Genomic DNA, 14,932 nt, shown 5'->3' on the forward strand with positions numbered 1-14,932 from the left:
CAACTACATTTTGATGAATAAATTCTTATTAATTGTCTCGACAACTTCTAATGGCGTCAGGTCATCTGTGGCAACTCGAAAATCACTGACCTGTTCATATCTTAAGTCACGTTGTCCTTTTAAATCAACCAGACCATCCAGTCCAAGTTGTTTGGCTAGAGGTCGATCCGTGTCGTTTTGAAGTCGGGAAATGATTGTTTCTGGCATGACATCCAATAGAACAACCGGCACGTCACTGGCCTTCAGCATTTCAAAGTTGGCCGCCTGAATTGGTGTGCCGCCACCAGTTCCCAAAATGCCATCATCGTCAAGAGCCGCTTCAAGCGCGTCATGCTCCATGTTTCTAAAGGCCAGCTCCCCATCATCCGCAAATATCTGCTTAATTGATTTCCCGGCTCGCTCAACGATCATGTCATCCAAGTCGTGATAAGGCATGTTCAATTTTTGAGCTAACAAGTGGCCAACGGTAGTTTTGCCGCTGCCCATAAATCCAACCAATATTGCTTTCATAGGCTTTCTCCTTAATCATCCAGCGACTGTCTGGTTTTCTGTGCTTTGGCAAAGGTCGCGTAGATCGCTGCTTCGTCTTGGCTTTTAATTGCTTGTTCCAGTTGACTGAGTTGCTGTTGGAACGCTGCCAGCTCCCTACTAACCACTTCAGAATTGCTCATCATGATTGCCGTCCACATCTGAGGATTCGATGCAGCAATCCTGGTGGTGCTCTTGAAGCCACCGGCTGCGGCTTTTAACCCGACCGGATCATCTGCCAAACCCTCAGCGATACTATTTACCAAGGCTGCAGCCACAGCATGTGGCACGTGGCTTAGTTCGCTAACCAGTTTGTCATGGGTTTGCGCCGATGTAGTTATCCAATCAACATTTGCCGATTTTAATAGTTTCTGAAAATCGCGAAGTTGCCGTTCAGTTTGTGAACCAGTTACCAGAAAATATTTGGCATTCTTGAATAGGTTCACTGTCCCGTTTTGACTCCCAGTCAAATGCGATCCAGCCATCGGGTGACCACCCATGAAGGCAACCCCCTTTTGAGTTAATCGCGTGGCTGCAGTCATAATGGCTTGCTTGGTGCTACCGACATCCGTCACCAGGACACCATCCTTTAGAGACAACCGGCTTAACTCACCAATTTGATCCAGAATCACTGAAACTGGGCCAGCCAAGATGATCACATCGGCGCTTTTCGCCCCATCTGTGAAAGCGACCCGCGAGTCGATCATCTGATGTTCCAGTAAAAAGTCGGCATTGTCATCATCTGGATCACTACCAAGAATTGTAACGGCAGCATCCCCATCCTTAATAATTCGGGCAATTGAACTGCCAATTAATCCAAGTCCGCTAATTAGAACTGTCGTCATCCGCACTCACCTCGATATCAACGTGGCCAAATCATCAAAGAATTCCGGATAGGAGATGTTAATACTATCAGCACCGGCTAAAGTCATTGGCTGTTTCACGAGAAGAGCGGCAACCGCCATGACCATGCCAATTCGATGATCCCCATGGCTATCCAGTTGAGAATCTTCAAGGTGCCAAGTTTGGCGCCCGTCAATGATAAAACCATCGTCCAGTTCTTCAATGGCAATTCCTAATTTATGGAATTCTTCGACGATTGCTGAAATCCGATCGGTTTCTTTCACCCGGAGTTCGCCGGCACCGGTAATTTTACTGATACCGTTTGCTTTGGCCGCTAATAAAGCAACCAACGGTAATTCGTCAATCACTGCTGGAATCTCGTCGGCACCAATTTCAATTGGCTGCAAGTCAGCAGATTCAATTGTCAAATCAGCAGTCGGTTCACCACTACTATCTTCATTAGAGAGACTAATCTTGCCACCCATTCGTTTCAGAATGGAGTATAAACCGGTCCTGGTATCATTCATCCCCACATTCCGTAAAGTTACCTTAGAGTTGGGAACCAAGCTGGCGGCGACCATAAAGAAGGCGGCTGAAGACATATCACCGGGCACATTCAATGTGATCCCGTGCATCTGTGGTTCTGGATGAACGGTGATGGTCACGTCGTCTGCTTCAGTCTCAATGTCCGCCCCAAACGCCCGCAGCATTTTTTCTGTATGGTTTCTGGTTGGCTGTTTTTCAACCAGGATTGAATCGCCCTCAGCTTGCAGTGCTGCTAAGATGAGCGCACTTTTGACTTGCGCACTGGCAACTTTTAAGTGATAGTCCACGCCATGCAGTTTTTCACCGTTGATGATTGCTGGCAGATGGCCATCAGTCACTTCAATATTGGCACCCATTTCTGCCAATGGTTCACTGACACGTTTCATTGGCCGTTGTGATAATGAAGCATCCCCCGTTAATTCGGTTGGGAAGTCCTGCCCAGCTAACAATCCCATGATCAGCCGAGTGGTGGTGCCGGAGTTACCCATATCGAGTGGTTGTTCCGGTTGCTGTAAACCGTGCAGCCCAACACCTTGAATGGTCACCACATCGCCGTCTCTGGTGATTGGAACCCCTAGCTGTTGAAATGCCTTCAGTGTGGATAAACAATCTTCGGCGGTCAAGAAGTGATGCAGGACAGTGGTCCCTTCACTAATGGCGCCGAACATAATTCCACGATGAGAAATGCTCTTGTCACCGGGAACGGCTAATGTGCCTTGGAGCCCAGTTTGGAGATTTCCTTGGAGCTGTTTAATTGATTTGGTTTCGCCTTTTTCCATAGGAACCTCCTAGAATTTTTTCAGTTCGTCACGATATTGGGCGAGCTGTTCTTGCAACCTTTGTAAATTATCACCGTCAAATTTGTCAGTTAATGCCTTGGCTAATTCAATGGCAACGACACTTTCAATCACAATTGATGCGGGCACAATCGCCGTGGTATCAGAACGCTCGACGTTGGCTTTTTTAACTTCTTTGGTCTGAATATCAACACTTTGAAGTGGCTTGTACAGGGTTGGAATCGGCTTCATAGCTGCTTTGACGATAATTGGCATCCCGTTAGTCATGCCGCCTTCAAAACCACCCAGATGATCCGTATTTCGGAAGAAGCCGTCTTGTTGGTTCCAGTCAATCTCATCCATCACTTGACTGCCAAAACTCGCGGCAGCCTTGAAGCCATCACCAATTTCAACACCCTTCATGGCGTTAACCCCCATGACTGCTGCGGCAAGCTTACCATCTAACTTGGTATCCCAGCTGATGTAACTGCCGAGACCGGCAGGAACGTTGGTCGCAACTACACGAATAATGCCACCCAAAGTATCACCGTCACGCTTGGTCTGGTCGATCAAATCGTGAATCGAATCTACTTTAGATTGGTCGATGATTCTAAGATCATTTTGTTCAATCTCATTTTCAATCTTGGTAACGTCCAATTCAGGATTTTCATCAGTAGAAATCTGGCCGATTTGTTCGACATACCCAACAATTTGAATGCCTAACTGCTCCAAGAATTGCTTGCAGACAGCGCCAATAGCAACTCGAATGGCTGTTTCTCGAGCAGACGAACGCTCCAAGACATTTCTCAAATCCTCGTGACGATACTTCATGCCACCCACCAAATCGGCATGGCCTGGACGTGGGCGTTCAACTTTTCTCAATGTGTTTTCAGGGGTTTCTGGGCTCACCGGATCCATGATCTCGTTCCAGTGGGCATGGTCCCGATTTTGAACGACCATCGCAATTGGTGAACCAAGGGTAATCCCATGACGAACACCGCCGGTAATGGTTACTTCATCGTGTTCAATTTTTTGGCGGTTACCGCGGCCGTATCCTCCCTGACGTTTCTTGAGTTGGGCATTGATGGCATCGACATCCAAATGCAACCCGGAAGGGATTCCTTCAATAATCCCTGTTAATTGTGGGCCATGAGATTCTCCAGCAGTTAAGTAATTCATCATTTGTTCTCCTTTTGCATTAATTCGTGTTGGTAGTCACGTGAGTTTTTTAAAATTTCTCGGAAAATGTTTTGTAGATACTGACGGGTCTCCACATCTGAATCGAGCTGTCCGACTGAGTCGAGAACTTGCTGCTCCCGATCGGCATCCAACACCGGCATTTGAGAATCTGCCTTGATCTGGCCAATCCGCGCGGAAGTTTTAAACCGTTCTTGCAGTAAATCAACCATTGAGTGATCGATATCGTTAATTGATTCTCGTGCAGCTTGAATTTCACGTTGACTATCGGTTGAATCCTGAATATTATTTGTCATTATCAACACCCCTTATTTCCATGAAAAAAACCAGCTAGATATGGTATCCAGCTGGTTTACTAAATTCGTAAAGAATGGTAACTCACCCAGCCAGACTATTACGTCTAGTGGGCTCAACAAAACATTGACTCTGCACCACTTGGACGCGAACGCTCAAATTTGCGTCCGCCCCGAAGCGGACACTACTTAAAGTAGGCATAGTCAAAATAATAGGCTGAAGTTTCAGTTATTTGCTTTGTCATGGTTATCAATTCCTCTCGTAAAAGTTGTATTAATTAAAACATATTAGAAATTATTCGTCAACCCTAATAATTTACTCATAGGATTTTAATTACTATTACTAGATTGCTGCGCTGACTTTACTTGGGGCTTCCTGATGCTCACTAACCTTGGCAGCTGCCTGTTCGTGAACTCTGGTTCCATTTTGATAAACATCTTTATCGTGTTGAATCACACTAATATCATTAATTGGATTTTCTTCCATTGAAATGAAATCGGCATAGTTACCTGCAACAATTTGCCCATATTCATTATCAACATGCATCGCTCTGGCACAATTAATAGTGGCTGAATCAATTGCCTGGGCAGGGGTCATTCCGGCCTTCTCAACGTATAATTCCATTTCGTAGGCACTCTCATTTCTAAATCCGTTGTAAGGTGTCCCGGCGTCAGTGCCCATCGCGATTGGAATCCCTGACTGGACTGCCTTGGTAATGCTGGCAAAATGCTTCTTAATATTGACGATCACTTTTTCTCTTGCCCAATCAGGTACGGTATCCTTGCCATATTTATAAATGGCATACATTGCGTTCATGGTTGGTACGACCACTGTACCGTGTTCCTTCATCATCGCGATGGTCTCATCATCGATATCAAAGGCGTGTTCCACCGTATCAAACCCGGCTTCAACGGCTTCTTTCACCCCGGCATTTCCCTGAGCATGAGCGGCCGCCGTTTTACCTTTATGATGGGCTTCAGTAACAGCAGTTCTGGCCTCTTCTGGTGTAAATTGTATATCATCAGGTGTTTCACCATTCTTGAGGACGCCGCCGGTGACCATCATCTTGATATTATCAACACCGTTCTTCATTGCTTGACGGACACCTTTTCTGACTTCATCGACCCCATCAACTTCGTAGCCGCCACCTGATCCATGACCACCAGTGATTGAAAATGCTTTGCCGGAAGTCATCACTTTGGGGCCTCTAATCCAGCCCTTCTCCTGCATTTTCTTAACTTCAATATCAATGTCGAAGGCAGCACCCACGTTTCGAATATAGGTAACGCCGTGGTCAATCGCATCTGCCATGTTTCTCACGGCAAACATCGTATTAAATTCACGTGAATCTGAGTGGCGTTGCTCCTTGCCATCATTCCACCAATAGGTCGGAATACTCGTAATATGCGTATGTGCGTTCATAATTCCCGGCATTACATATCTACCATGCATATCGGTTACTTCATCGACGACTTGGTTGGTGGAACTGCCGTTGCCAACTTCGACAATCTTACCGGTATCCGTGTCAACCACCATATGCTGGTTGGCTACAAAGTTTTGTTTCTCATGGTTGTAAATTGCGACATTCGTATAATTGATTTTTGTCATAATAAATCTTCCTTTCGATGTAAAATGCTTGGTTGCGGACTAACTGGGATGGAACATCATTTGGATTTGTTAACTGGTATGCCATGGCAACCACCTCCTTAAGTGTGGTTCGGTTCGGTTTGGTTTTCTTCTGTTACTTTGTCGAAACGTGTTCCGACGCAACTGACACTGCGATCTAAGATTCTCGGCTTCAAATCTAAAGTCGGGATTTCAACCCGAGAAGCCTTAGCTCTCCGAGTCAAAACGTTGCTCGTCACACTCTGCTATTTCCAATACGCATACTGCAGCTTCCCAGACTGACCGGACATTGCATCCCACTTCAGACCGCCAACTTTACTGCTGATCAAATGGGCCTGTGAGGCTTGGTAGGTTGGTGCAACCGCTGCGATTGACATCAATCGCTTATCTGCCTGCTTTTCAAATTCCCAACGCTGGTTGGCATCGTACTTGGTGGTGTCGTCAACCTTATTCATCAACTCATCATATTGGGCGTCCTTAAATTTGGAGAAATTGATCGTATTATTACTGCGCATGCCATCCAAGAAGTTTTGGGCATCCGGGTAATCCGGGCCCCATCCAACGGTACAAATATCAAAGTCCGTTGAGAAATCCCGAGTGACGTGGGTCGCATGAGGCACAGATTCAATGTTGATAGTCAGACCCTTCAAATTGTTGGAAACAGCGCCTTGAACATATTCTGCCAATTTCTTTTCGGTATCGGTATCATCGACCAGGAAATCAAGCGAGATCTTATCTTTACCAATCTCCTTTTGTGCCTTTGTCCAATAGGCTTTAGCTTTAGCGGTATCAGTTGGCGCCTGATCACCCATTTCAGAAGTGAAGTCTTCGCCAGTCTTAGGATCTTTAGCGTAGTTCTTTGGCACGATGTTATTTGCGCCAATTGAGCCATCCTGCAACACGTCTTTTGCGAGTTGATCCTGATCAATCACCATGCTGATAGCTTTTCTCAAATTCTCATTAGATGTGACCTTCTTCTTATCATTGAAGTAAATGTAATTGTTCCGGCCGGTTTCAGTAACGACCAAATTCTTGTTGTTCTTATTCTGCTTGACGTACTGGCCAGTCAGGCTGGTCAGATCGATCTGTCCGCCATTGAACATGTTTTGGGCGGTATTGTTATCTTTGACAACCGTCACGTCAATTTCAGGAATTTTGACATTTTCAGCATCCCAATAATTCTTGTTCTTTTCATATTTCCACGAATCGTTGGTACCGTTCCAACCTGTGATGACGTATGCCCCATTGGCAACGGTCTTATCTGAACTTGAACCATATTGACTGCCATATTTCTTAATCGCTGACGTTTGAATTGGATAGAAATTGGTAAATTCATAATTCATGAACGGTACCGGTTTGGTTAATTTAATTGTGAATGTCCGATCGTTCACTGCATGAATCCCGAGTTTGCTGGGATCTGCTTTGCCATCATTAACAGCAGCAAAATTTTCGATATATTGAATGGACGTTGTCTGCTGTGATTTGGTCTTGGGATCAGCTTGGCGATCAATTGAATTGACAAAATCTTCAGACTTGATTGCTGAACCATCTTGCCATTTGGCATCTTTTTTAATGTTAAACGTGTACTTAGTCCCGTTCTCGGTTGGTTTCACCACTTGGTCCACCACGCCCGCAGCAATTTTGTTATCAGCATCCCGGCGATAAATTCCTTCACTGACTTGATCGATGACCGCGCCACCATTAGTTTCAATCGATTTGGTTGGATCAATGGTTAATGGCTCACCTGGAATCGTTATTTTTAAGGCCTTCTCAGCGCTCCCCACGCCTCCGCCAACTGCTGTCGACGCACAGCCGCTTAATAAGACAGCCATAAATCCAATAACGACACTAATCATGGCTGTAAATCTGATATCCTTAAACATAGCAATTCCTCCAATAATTTTGTATTGATATCGATGAGGATACAGCCGTGTTGTGTCCATGAAACACAAAAAGCGCCCAATCAGAAGTTAAACTTCTAAAAGGACGCTTTAGCGCGGTACCACCTTCATTGTGGAATAAATTCCACCTCTCGCGTACAACCGGTCGACTCGGTATACGTTGGCGCTGTATTGGGCGCACCCTAGTGACTCTTTGCGAATCACCGTGCTCAAAATTGACTTTAAGTAATTAAGAAATTACGCCTTCACAGATCACGACGCTCTCTTTGAATTTCTTAATACCGACTTTTCAATTTCTCTAAGCACTTTCTCATCGATATCTAATGTCATGTACAATAACGAATCCTGGAAAGATTGTCAACACCACTTTGCAAAATTCGAGCCATTCTCGAGATTCATCTTCAAGTGACATCCCCATGTCATCAAGGATCCACAGCCTTTGAAAAATTTCAAAATAAGTTTGATTGACTTACTTCATTTGCAATGTGAAAATGACATTGAGATAAAATTTGAAAGTAATTTGGGGTGATCATCATGATCAACAAACATGTCTTTTTAACGTTAAGTGTCGCAGCAGTATCACTATTCACATTCAGTATTAGCAATCATTCATCACAAGCCCATGCCGCTGCCACTTTAACCTATGGCAAAATTACCAACAACAGTCTTCATCGACTGGGCACGATTCGCCAGTTGACACGGGCACAATTGGCCGAAGATCACAAACTGACCGGCAAACAGGTCCAAAATTTGGTATACCTGCCCTTGCCTAAACGACTGACCGCACACAACTTTACCTTGAGCAAAACTGACCTAACGATTCACCTGGTCAAGAACTCATACGGGGTGAAGAACGTCGCAATTCCTCTCAGTAAGCTCAGCGGTATTATTTTGAACCGATACATGCCGTCAAAGTACGATTTTGTCAAACCAAAGACACCCAAAAAGGTGGTTAGTTTGACTTTTGACGATGGTCCTGATCCGACGTTGACTCCGAAATTACTCAAGATTTTGAAACATTACAATGTTCATGCCACGTTCTTTGAAGTCGGCAGCAGTGTCATTCGTTATCCAAGCACCAGCCGTTTGGTTCTCAAATACGGCAACCAAATCGGCAACCACTCCTGGAATCATCCTGATTTGACAACCCTCTCTAGCGCAAAGGCAACTCACCAGATTGCATTGACTGACGCGGCTATATACAAGGCAACCGGAACCATTCCATCATACGTTCGGCCGCCATACGGAGCGGTTAACAGTCGGGTTGGTAACTTGTTTGATCGTCCGATCGTTCGTTGGAATGTTGACTCCCGGGACTGGGCATATCTGAACACGCCAAAGACGGTTCACCATGTTCTGGCAACTACTCATCCCGGATCAATTATTTTAATGCACGACATTCATCCAACCTCCGTTGCGGCAGTGCCACAGATTATCCGATCACTTAAGAAACGTGGCTACACATTTGTCACCCTACCGACTTTGATGCAAAAGCCACTCTTAGCCAACTTACAGTATTTCGGTAGAGGCGATTTTCGCGGATTTTAGACAATTCGAAGAGGCTGGGACAAGAGTGCAAACTTTTGCCGCAGCCTCATTCTTTAATAACTCCATTATTACTTAGCAAAAACGTGCTCAAATCGGCTGATCCCGGCCATTTAAGGGGATAAACCAACCATTCCAGAACCGGGAATAATTGATTTATTCCCTTAAATTCTGGGATCAAAACGCCTTTTTTCGCACTCTCTTTTGACGTTGCAGTCATCAGGCACGATTGGTAGAATTGGGACAAGAAATTCACCAGAGTGAAGGAAGGCTTTACAGGATGACTGGAAAAGTGACAGTTCGACAGACAACGTTTCAACCAGGAACAACCAAGATTGCAGTGCCAATAACCGGTCGGACCTCTGAAGAGATCATTATCCAAGCAAAAAACGCAATCGCGCACCATCCCGATGTGATTGAATGGCGGATTGATTACTATCAGGACGTCTTAAATACTGACGCGTATCAAACGACTTATAATCAGCTACGTGAAATTCTGGCCGATACTGTCCTCTTAACAACTTTTAGAACAACTGGTGAAGGCGGCGAGGCCGCACTTAGTGAAGCAGGCTACACGTCCCTATATGAGCGACTAATCGAGAATCAACTGACAGACATGCTGGACGTCGAACTCCACTTCAGCGACGCTGCTATCAGCAAGCTCATCTCCAGAGCCCATCAGTATGACCTCAAAGTTGTCTTGAGTGCCCACAATTTTCAGGCAACCCCAACGGAAGTGGAAATTGCTCATTTGCTGAACCGGATGGAGAATCAAAATGCAGACATCGCAAAAGTTGCGGCCATGCCCACCAAGTTCAAGGATGTCCTTACCATAATGCGGGCAACGGCAACTGAATCCGAAAAGATGACAATTCCAATCATTGCCATTTCCATGGGTGACCTTGGAAAAATCTCACGGATTACCGCGCCGTTGTTTGGGTCAGTCATGAGTTTTGCAACCGTTGGTGGTGCCTCAGCACCTGGGCAAATTGGAATTGACGACTTACGAAAAGAAATGAAAACCTTCGAAACAAAATAAAAGGAAACCACAAACGTGTGGTTTCCTTTTTTGTCGAGAATTAGTTATCTTTGGATTGTCCCTGACCAACTGGCGTAACACCCACGTGAAGCATTGACATCACGGAGTGTCCCGCGTGAACAAAGACATTTCCGGTACCGATTGCCAAAGCAGTTACGATTACCAGTACCGTGCCAACCAATCCAATCATAACGTCAAAATTCATGACGGATTGAATGCTGGTTTGCGATAAGATTCCAGTCAGAATTGGAATGGTAAAGGTCGCAATACTCCCGAAAGTGAAGTAAGTTCCGGTAATGACGCCCTTGTGAGTCGGGAACATTTTCAATAAGACGTTCAATGCGATTTGCATCACCCCACCCGCAGCGGTAAATCCAAAGACGAAGCAGGCAATCGAAGTCATAATGACGGTCGAAGCATGGGTAACCGTTAGGATGGCGATCAATGAAATTGTGTTGGTGACAACTAATAATTTGGTTTCTGTAAAGTTTAATTTTAATAGAATGAACATGACAATCACACCGCTAATCGAACCGATACTGTACAGTGACAGCAAGCCATGAGATACCAGGGAGCTGTATCCGAGATCATTGGTCGCAAACATACTAATCCACTGGGTGAAGAGAATCATAATGGCCATAGTAGTGTATCCGTACAAGGCAAGGGCAATTGTGGCAATGACTCTGCGAACTTTGGAGAGCGATTGATGGGCCTCACTGAAGGCCTCATCGGTATGATTCCGGTCGGGAAAATGAGCACCTCGGAGAACGAACAGGTTCACAATCAATACAAGTAAAGCGCCGATAAATGACCAGCCAAACCAGAGTGAACGGGCTTCGAGGGTGGCAATGAACAGTGGTAAAATAAATTCTCCCAAACTCATGAATGCTTTGATGAAGACGTTGGATGCGCTGGAATTGCCGCCCATTTCAACGAATGTGGGGTAAGTCCCCGAATCCAAAGCAGAATTGGCAACCCCGGCAATAATCGCAAATAGGTAGGCGACGGCAATGTTATGGGTAAATGGAATGCCGATGAAGAAGACCATGTAGCTCAAAGTGCCAGTCAGTACTAGTTTACGCCGACCAAATCGGTCGGATAAGTAGCCGAACAAGAAGTAGGCGATTAATTTCCCAATCCCGATTCCAGAAATCACGTAAGAAACCGTTGCGATCGGCACATGCCAGAAGCCACCAAGCGCCTGCATATTCTGAGTTAAAAATCAGTCCAATGCCATGAACCAGGTAGTTCAGGTATAAGGCCATTGATAGTCTGCGTTTATTTGATTTTGTCATCATAATCACTCTCCCAAGTATGTAAGTAAATAAAAAGCCAGCCGGATATTAGAATCCAGCTGGCTGCTTTCTTAAATACTCGCTTAAGAAATTATACCCATCCGGCTAGACTCTAGCGTCTAGCTGGCAACAACAAAGTTACGACTTTGACCAGGTTAGACGCGAACGCGTTGTGCGCCCGCATCTCACGAGCGCTACTTAAACCATGCATAGCCGTAATAATAGGCATTCAATTGTTGAAGTTGAGTATTCATAGATATAATCCCTTTCCTGAAATGTTGAATTCATTAAACCATATTAGAATTCATTCGTCAACTCTAATCTAATTTTAATCTTCAGATTCGGATCAAAAAAACAGCCAGAACCAAAGTCCTGACTGCTTGGTCGAAATCTATTTAACTGGTAACACAATATCTGATGGTTTAACTTCCTTACCGAAGTATGGTTTCAACTGAGTGTTGTAATCCTTGACGAAGAAGCTTTGCTTGGTTAACTTATCAATTTCTTTGTTAGTCCAGTTAAGAAGTGACTTGTTGCCCTTCTTAACAGCTGGCGCAATATAAGACTTAGGTCCAATGCTCTTGATTCCAACGGTGTAGCTAGGATTGTCTTTGGACCATGCATACAAGTAAGAGTTATCGTCAGCCAGGGCAACACCACGTCCATTCTTCAAAGCGTTAAATTGTTGAGTCTTAGAATCAAACTTCAGCAATTTCACGTTTGGCTGCTTGGAAGTGAAGTAGTTCTCAGCAGTGGTTCCCTTGGTGACAATCACGTTCTTACCCTGTAACTGGCTAGCCTTGGTAATTGCCTTATTCTTAGGTGAAACAACGCCAACAGAAACCTTCATGTATGGTTTGGCAAAATCAATCACCTGTTTCCGTTCTGGGGTGACCGTAAAGTTGGCAAGTACTAAGTCAACCTTGTTAGAGTTCAAAGCGTCCACCCGGTTATTGGCGTTCACTTGAACGAACTTCACTTTCACACCAAGATCTTTGGCAACTTGATGGGCAAGGGTCACATCATATCCAACCCGTTTGCCGTCTTTGTTCACCCAGCCATAAGGGGGTAAATCACCGAAAACTGCAACCCGGATGGTGCCGTTCTTTTTAATCTGCTGAACAGAACTTGGGTTATTACTTTCTGAACTCGACTTCTTGCTGTTACCGCACCCGGTCAATACCAGTAATAAAGCAGCGAAGACACTGACGACAGCAATAATGCGTGCGAATGATTTTTTCTTCATGAAATTTTCCTCCTCGATATTAGAAATCCATACTGTCTAAAAATTCTTGTGCGCGTTTGGTTTGTGGTGCACTGAAAAACTGCTTTGACGGTGTCTGTTCCAAAATGTGGCCATCTTCCAGGAAGATCACTCGGTCAGCAATCTGCTGAGCAAAGTTCATCTCGTGGGTGACAACAATCATCGTCATGTGATCGACATCGGCCAAATCCTGGATGATATTGAGAATGCCGCGGACCATTTCCGGGTCCAGAGAAGCCGTCACTTCATCAAACAACATGAAGTCTGGATGAAGGGCCAGTGCGCGAACAATTGCGACGCGTTGCTTTTGCCCGCCGGACAACTGACGTGGATATGCATTGGCATAGTCTTCCAGACCAACGCGGGTCAGTAAATCCAAGCCTTCCTTTTTGGCCGCAAATTTATCTTGTTTTTGGACCTTTGTGGGGCCAAGTAAGATATTATCCATCACCGTCAAATTTGGAAATAGGTCGTAACTCTGAAAGACCATCCCGATCTTTTGGCGAATCTGCTGCCAATTTTTCTCGGTCGGGTTAATCTGCTTCCCCTCGAAAGTGATCGTTCCCTGTTGGTATTCCTCCAAACCGTTTAAGCAGCGAATCAACGTACTTTTACCTGATCCGGATGGACCTAATAACGTCACCACTTCACCCTTATCAACGTGAAAATTAATGTCATGCAGCACATGTTTCTTTTGATAATACTTTTCTAAGTGTTCAACTTGTAAAATCTGCTCAACCATTTGCCCGCTCCAATCTCTTCTTCTCTAACCGCTTTGCCCACCAAGAAAGTGGATAATCAATTAAAAAATAGAATAGAAATATCAATCCATAAACCCAGAAAACGCCGGTTGGATGCGTGTGGTTATTCGCCTCAATGATTTGCTGGCCAATGTTAATCACATCCATCACCGAAATCAACATCAGCAAGGAAGTTGTCTTGATCACCCGAGTTGCCAAATTAATGGTGGCCGGGATTTCCAAACTGATGGCTTGTGGGATCAATACGTAACGGTACAACTGATAACGATTGAGGCCAATTGCTTTGCCGGATTCTCGTTGATGTTGCGGGACGGATATTAAGGCACCGCGGACAATATCACTCATTTCAGCGGCCACCCAAAGGGCAAACACCAAGGTTGCAAGTTGATCTCCAGGTAAATTGAAGTTCATCTCGCGAGGCAAAATGTAATAGAACAAAAATAGCAGGACAACTGTCGGCACAATTCGGAAGAATTCCAAGTACAACCGCAAAATAACGCGTAGTGGTCGATTTTTGAAAGTCCGTAAAACACCCAAAACAATTCCTAAGATTAAGCCGACAATTAAAGCCACCGCCGCAATTTTGACCGTTACCCAGAGTCCACCGAGCAACCGCTCAAAATTGGTTCCTTCGAATAAAACACTAATTCCCGAATGATCCATAGCGAACCCTCTTTTCTAGTAAAGTCAAAATGATTGATAACGGAATTAAAATGATCGCGTAGCCAACAACCAGTACAAATAGGTACTCGTTGGAGCGGTAATACATGCCGATCAGATCCAAAGCGGTATTGGTTAATTCCGGAATGGCAATGACCGTAAAGATCGACGTTTCCTTAATGAGGAAGATGATGTTAGCAGCCATTGCCGGAACACTAAGTGAAAAGCCTTGTGGAAACACAATGTACCTGGCGAGCTGCCAACGGCTTAACCCGATTGCCTTACCCGATTCCAGCTGACCTTTGGAGACGCCATTGAAACCACCGGTGAATCCTTCGGCCATATAACTACCACCAAGAAAGATCAATCCGATAATCCCACAGAGTTCAGCATTAAATTTAATGCCAATCACCGGAAACGCGTAATACAAGAAAAATAGCTGAATCAACAACGGCGTGTTCCTGGATACTTCAACATAGATCGATGCAAGTTGATGGAGGCCCGGCACATTGAAATATTGAAGCAGGCTAACGATTATGCCAACGATGATGGATCCAATAATACCGACGAACGATAGCCAAAGGGTCAATTCAAATCCTTTGCCAAACATCGGCAAACTTTGTTGGATAATAGTCCAGCTGCTCATCTTCAATCATC

At 44.9% G+C, this 14,932-nt stretch carries 14 protein-coding genes; 2 read left to right on the top strand and 12 right to left on the bottom strand.

Annotated elements, in window-relative coordinates; all coding sequences use genetic code 11:
• Positions 1 to 3: 3 nt before the first annotated feature.
• The 7 genes from FD05_RS05650 to FD05_RS05680 form a co-directional block, all read right to left on the bottom strand.
• Positions 4 to 510: a shikimate kinase gene (locus FD05_RS05650; RefSeq protein WP_020280566.1), complete on the bottom strand. Its 507-nt coding sequence runs from the start codon at positions 508 to 510 to the stop codon at positions 4 to 6.
• A gap of 11 nt (positions 511 to 521) precedes the next feature.
• Positions 522 to 1,373, bottom strand: a complete 852-nt coding sequence (locus tag FD05_RS05655; RefSeq protein WP_020280565.1) for a prephenate dehydrogenase — start codon at positions 1,371 to 1,373, stop codon at positions 522 to 524.
• Between the two features lie 6 nt (positions 1,374 to 1,379).
• Positions 1,380 to 2,696 carry a 3-phosphoshikimate 1-carboxyvinyltransferase gene (aroA, locus tag FD05_RS05660; protein WP_020280564.1) on the bottom strand — a complete coding sequence of 439 codons (1,317 nt, stop codon included), beginning with the start codon at positions 2,694 to 2,696 and terminating at the stop codon, positions 1,380 to 1,382.
• A 9-nt stretch (positions 2,697 to 2,705) separates the two neighbouring features.
• Complete coding sequence (aroC, locus tag FD05_RS05665; protein ID WP_020280563.1) at positions 2,706 to 3,875, bottom strand: chorismate synthase; 1,170 nt, start codon at positions 3,873 to 3,875, stop codon at positions 2,706 to 2,708.
• Complete coding sequence (locus FD05_RS05670) at positions 3,872 to 4,186, bottom strand: chorismate mutase (protein WP_020280562.1); 315 nt, start codon at positions 4,184 to 4,186, stop codon at positions 3,872 to 3,874. Before FD05_RS05670 ends, aroC begins: the two co-directional genes overlap by 4 nt.
• A 340-nt stretch (positions 4,187 to 4,526) precedes the next feature.
• A complete protein-coding gene (locus FD05_RS05675; RefSeq protein WP_020280561.1) occupies positions 4,527 to 5,792 on the bottom strand; it encodes a metal-dependent hydrolase family protein in 1,266 nt (421 codons plus the stop codon).
• A gap of 263 nt (positions 5,793 to 6,055) precedes the next feature.
• Positions 6,056 to 7,693: a peptide ABC transporter substrate-binding protein gene (locus FD05_RS05680; protein ID WP_020280559.1), complete on the bottom strand. Its 1,638-nt coding sequence runs from the start codon at positions 7,691 to 7,693 to the stop codon at positions 6,056 to 6,058.
• A gap of 552 nt (positions 7,694 to 8,245) precedes the next feature.
• Here FD05_RS05680 and FD05_RS05685 point away from each other — a divergent pair.
• Together FD05_RS05685 and aroD are read left to right on the top strand one after the other, a co-directional pair.
• Positions 8,246 to 9,259 carry a polysaccharide deacetylase family protein gene (locus FD05_RS05685; protein WP_039932533.1) on the top strand — a complete coding sequence of 338 codons (1,014 nt, stop codon included), beginning with the start codon at positions 8,246 to 8,248 and terminating at the stop codon, positions 9,257 to 9,259.
• A 277-nt stretch (positions 9,260 to 9,536) separates the two neighbouring features.
• Positions 9,537 to 10,295 (top strand): type I 3-dehydroquinate dehydratase, encoded by a 759-nt coding sequence (aroD, locus tag FD05_RS05690; protein WP_020280556.1) that lies wholly within the window; start codon positions 9,537 to 9,539, stop codon positions 10,293 to 10,295.
• Between the two features lie 40 nt (positions 10,296 to 10,335).
• On the opposite strand, the gene FD05_RS05695 is transcribed toward aroD, so the two are convergent.
• The 5 genes from FD05_RS05695 to FD05_RS05715 all read right to left on the bottom strand — a co-directional run bounded on the left by FD05_RS05695 (position 10,336) and on the right by FD05_RS05715 (position 14,921).
• Positions 10,336 to 11,475 (bottom strand): MFS transporter, encoded by a 1,140-nt coding sequence (locus FD05_RS05695; RefSeq protein WP_235714304.1) that lies wholly within the window; start codon positions 11,473 to 11,475, stop codon positions 10,336 to 10,338.
• Positions 11,476 to 11,981: 506 nt separating this feature from the next.
• Positions 11,982 to 12,836: a transporter substrate-binding domain-containing protein gene (locus tag FD05_RS05700; protein WP_020280554.1), complete on the bottom strand. Its 855-nt coding sequence runs from the start codon at positions 12,834 to 12,836 to the stop codon at positions 11,982 to 11,984.
• Positions 12,837 to 12,855: 19 nt separating this feature from the next.
• A complete protein-coding gene (locus tag FD05_RS05705; RefSeq protein WP_020280553.1) occupies positions 12,856 to 13,596 on the bottom strand; it encodes an amino acid ABC transporter ATP-binding protein in 741 nt (246 codons plus the stop codon).
• Positions 13,589 to 14,278 (bottom strand): amino acid ABC transporter permease, encoded by a 690-nt coding sequence (locus FD05_RS05710; protein ID WP_020280552.1) that lies wholly within the window; start codon positions 14,276 to 14,278, stop codon positions 13,589 to 13,591. The genes FD05_RS05705 and FD05_RS05710 overlap by 8 nt, the downstream gene beginning before the upstream one ends.
• On the bottom strand, positions 14,259 to 14,921 hold the full coding sequence (locus FD05_RS05715) for an amino acid ABC transporter permease (protein WP_020280551.1): 663 nt from the start codon (positions 14,919 to 14,921) through the stop codon (positions 14,259 to 14,261). The genes FD05_RS05710 and FD05_RS05715 overlap by 20 nt, the downstream gene beginning before the upstream one ends.
• Positions 14,922 to 14,932: the final 11 nt, after the last annotated feature.

The organism is Lentilactobacillus otakiensis DSM 19908 = JCM 15040, from assembly GCF_001434145.1.
Lineage (GTDB): Bacteria > Bacillota > Bacilli > Lactobacillales > Lactobacillaceae > Lentilactobacillus > Lentilactobacillus otakiensis.

What these genes read in the sequence shown, in the direction of transcription:
- FD05_RS05650 (WP_020280566.1), bottom strand. Translation starts at nt 510, where the DNA reads ATGAAAGCAATATTGGTTGGATTTATGGGCAGCGGCAAAACTACCGTT.
- FD05_RS05655 (WP_020280565.1), bottom strand. Translation starts at nt 1,373, where the DNA reads ATGACGACAGTTCTAATTAGCGGACTTGGATTAATTGGCAGTTCAATT.
- aroA (WP_020280564.1), bottom strand. Translation starts at nt 2,696, where the DNA reads ATGGAAAAAGGCGAAACCAAATCAATTAAACAGCTCCAAGGAAATCTC.
- aroC (WP_020280563.1), bottom strand. Translation starts at nt 3,875, where the DNA reads ATGATGAATTACTTAACTGCTGGAGAATCTCATGGCCCACAATTAACA.
- FD05_RS05670 (WP_020280562.1), bottom strand. Translation starts at nt 4,186, where the DNA reads ATGACAAATAATATTCAGGATTCAACCGATAGTCAACGTGAAATTCAA.
- FD05_RS05675 (WP_020280561.1), bottom strand. Translation starts at nt 5,792, where the DNA reads ATGACAAAAATCAATTATACGAATGTCGCAATTTACAACCATGAGAAA.
- FD05_RS05680 (WP_020280559.1), bottom strand. Translation starts at nt 7,693, where the DNA reads ATGTTTAAGGATATCAGATTTACAGCCATGATTAGTGTCGTTATTGGA.
- FD05_RS05685 (WP_039932533.1), top strand. Translation starts at nt 8,246, where the DNA reads ATGATCAACAAACATGTCTTTTTAACGTTAAGTGTCGCAGCAGTATCA.
- aroD (WP_020280556.1), top strand. Translation starts at nt 9,537, where the DNA reads ATGACTGGAAAAGTGACAGTTCGACAGACAACGTTTCAACCAGGAACA.
- FD05_RS05700 (WP_020280554.1), bottom strand. Translation starts at nt 12,836, where the DNA reads ATGAAGAAAAAATCATTCGCACGCATTATTGCTGTCGTCAGTGTCTTC.
- FD05_RS05705 (WP_020280553.1), bottom strand. Translation starts at nt 13,596, where the DNA reads ATGGTTGAGCAGATTTTACAAGTTGAACACTTAGAAAAGTATTATCAA.
- FD05_RS05710 (WP_020280552.1), bottom strand. Translation starts at nt 14,278, where the DNA reads ATGGATCATTCGGGAATTAGTGTTTTATTCGAAGGAACCAATTTTGAG.
- FD05_RS05715 (WP_020280551.1), bottom strand. Translation starts at nt 14,921, where the DNA reads ATGAGCAGCTGGACTATTATCCAACAAAGTTTGCCGATGTTTGGCAAA.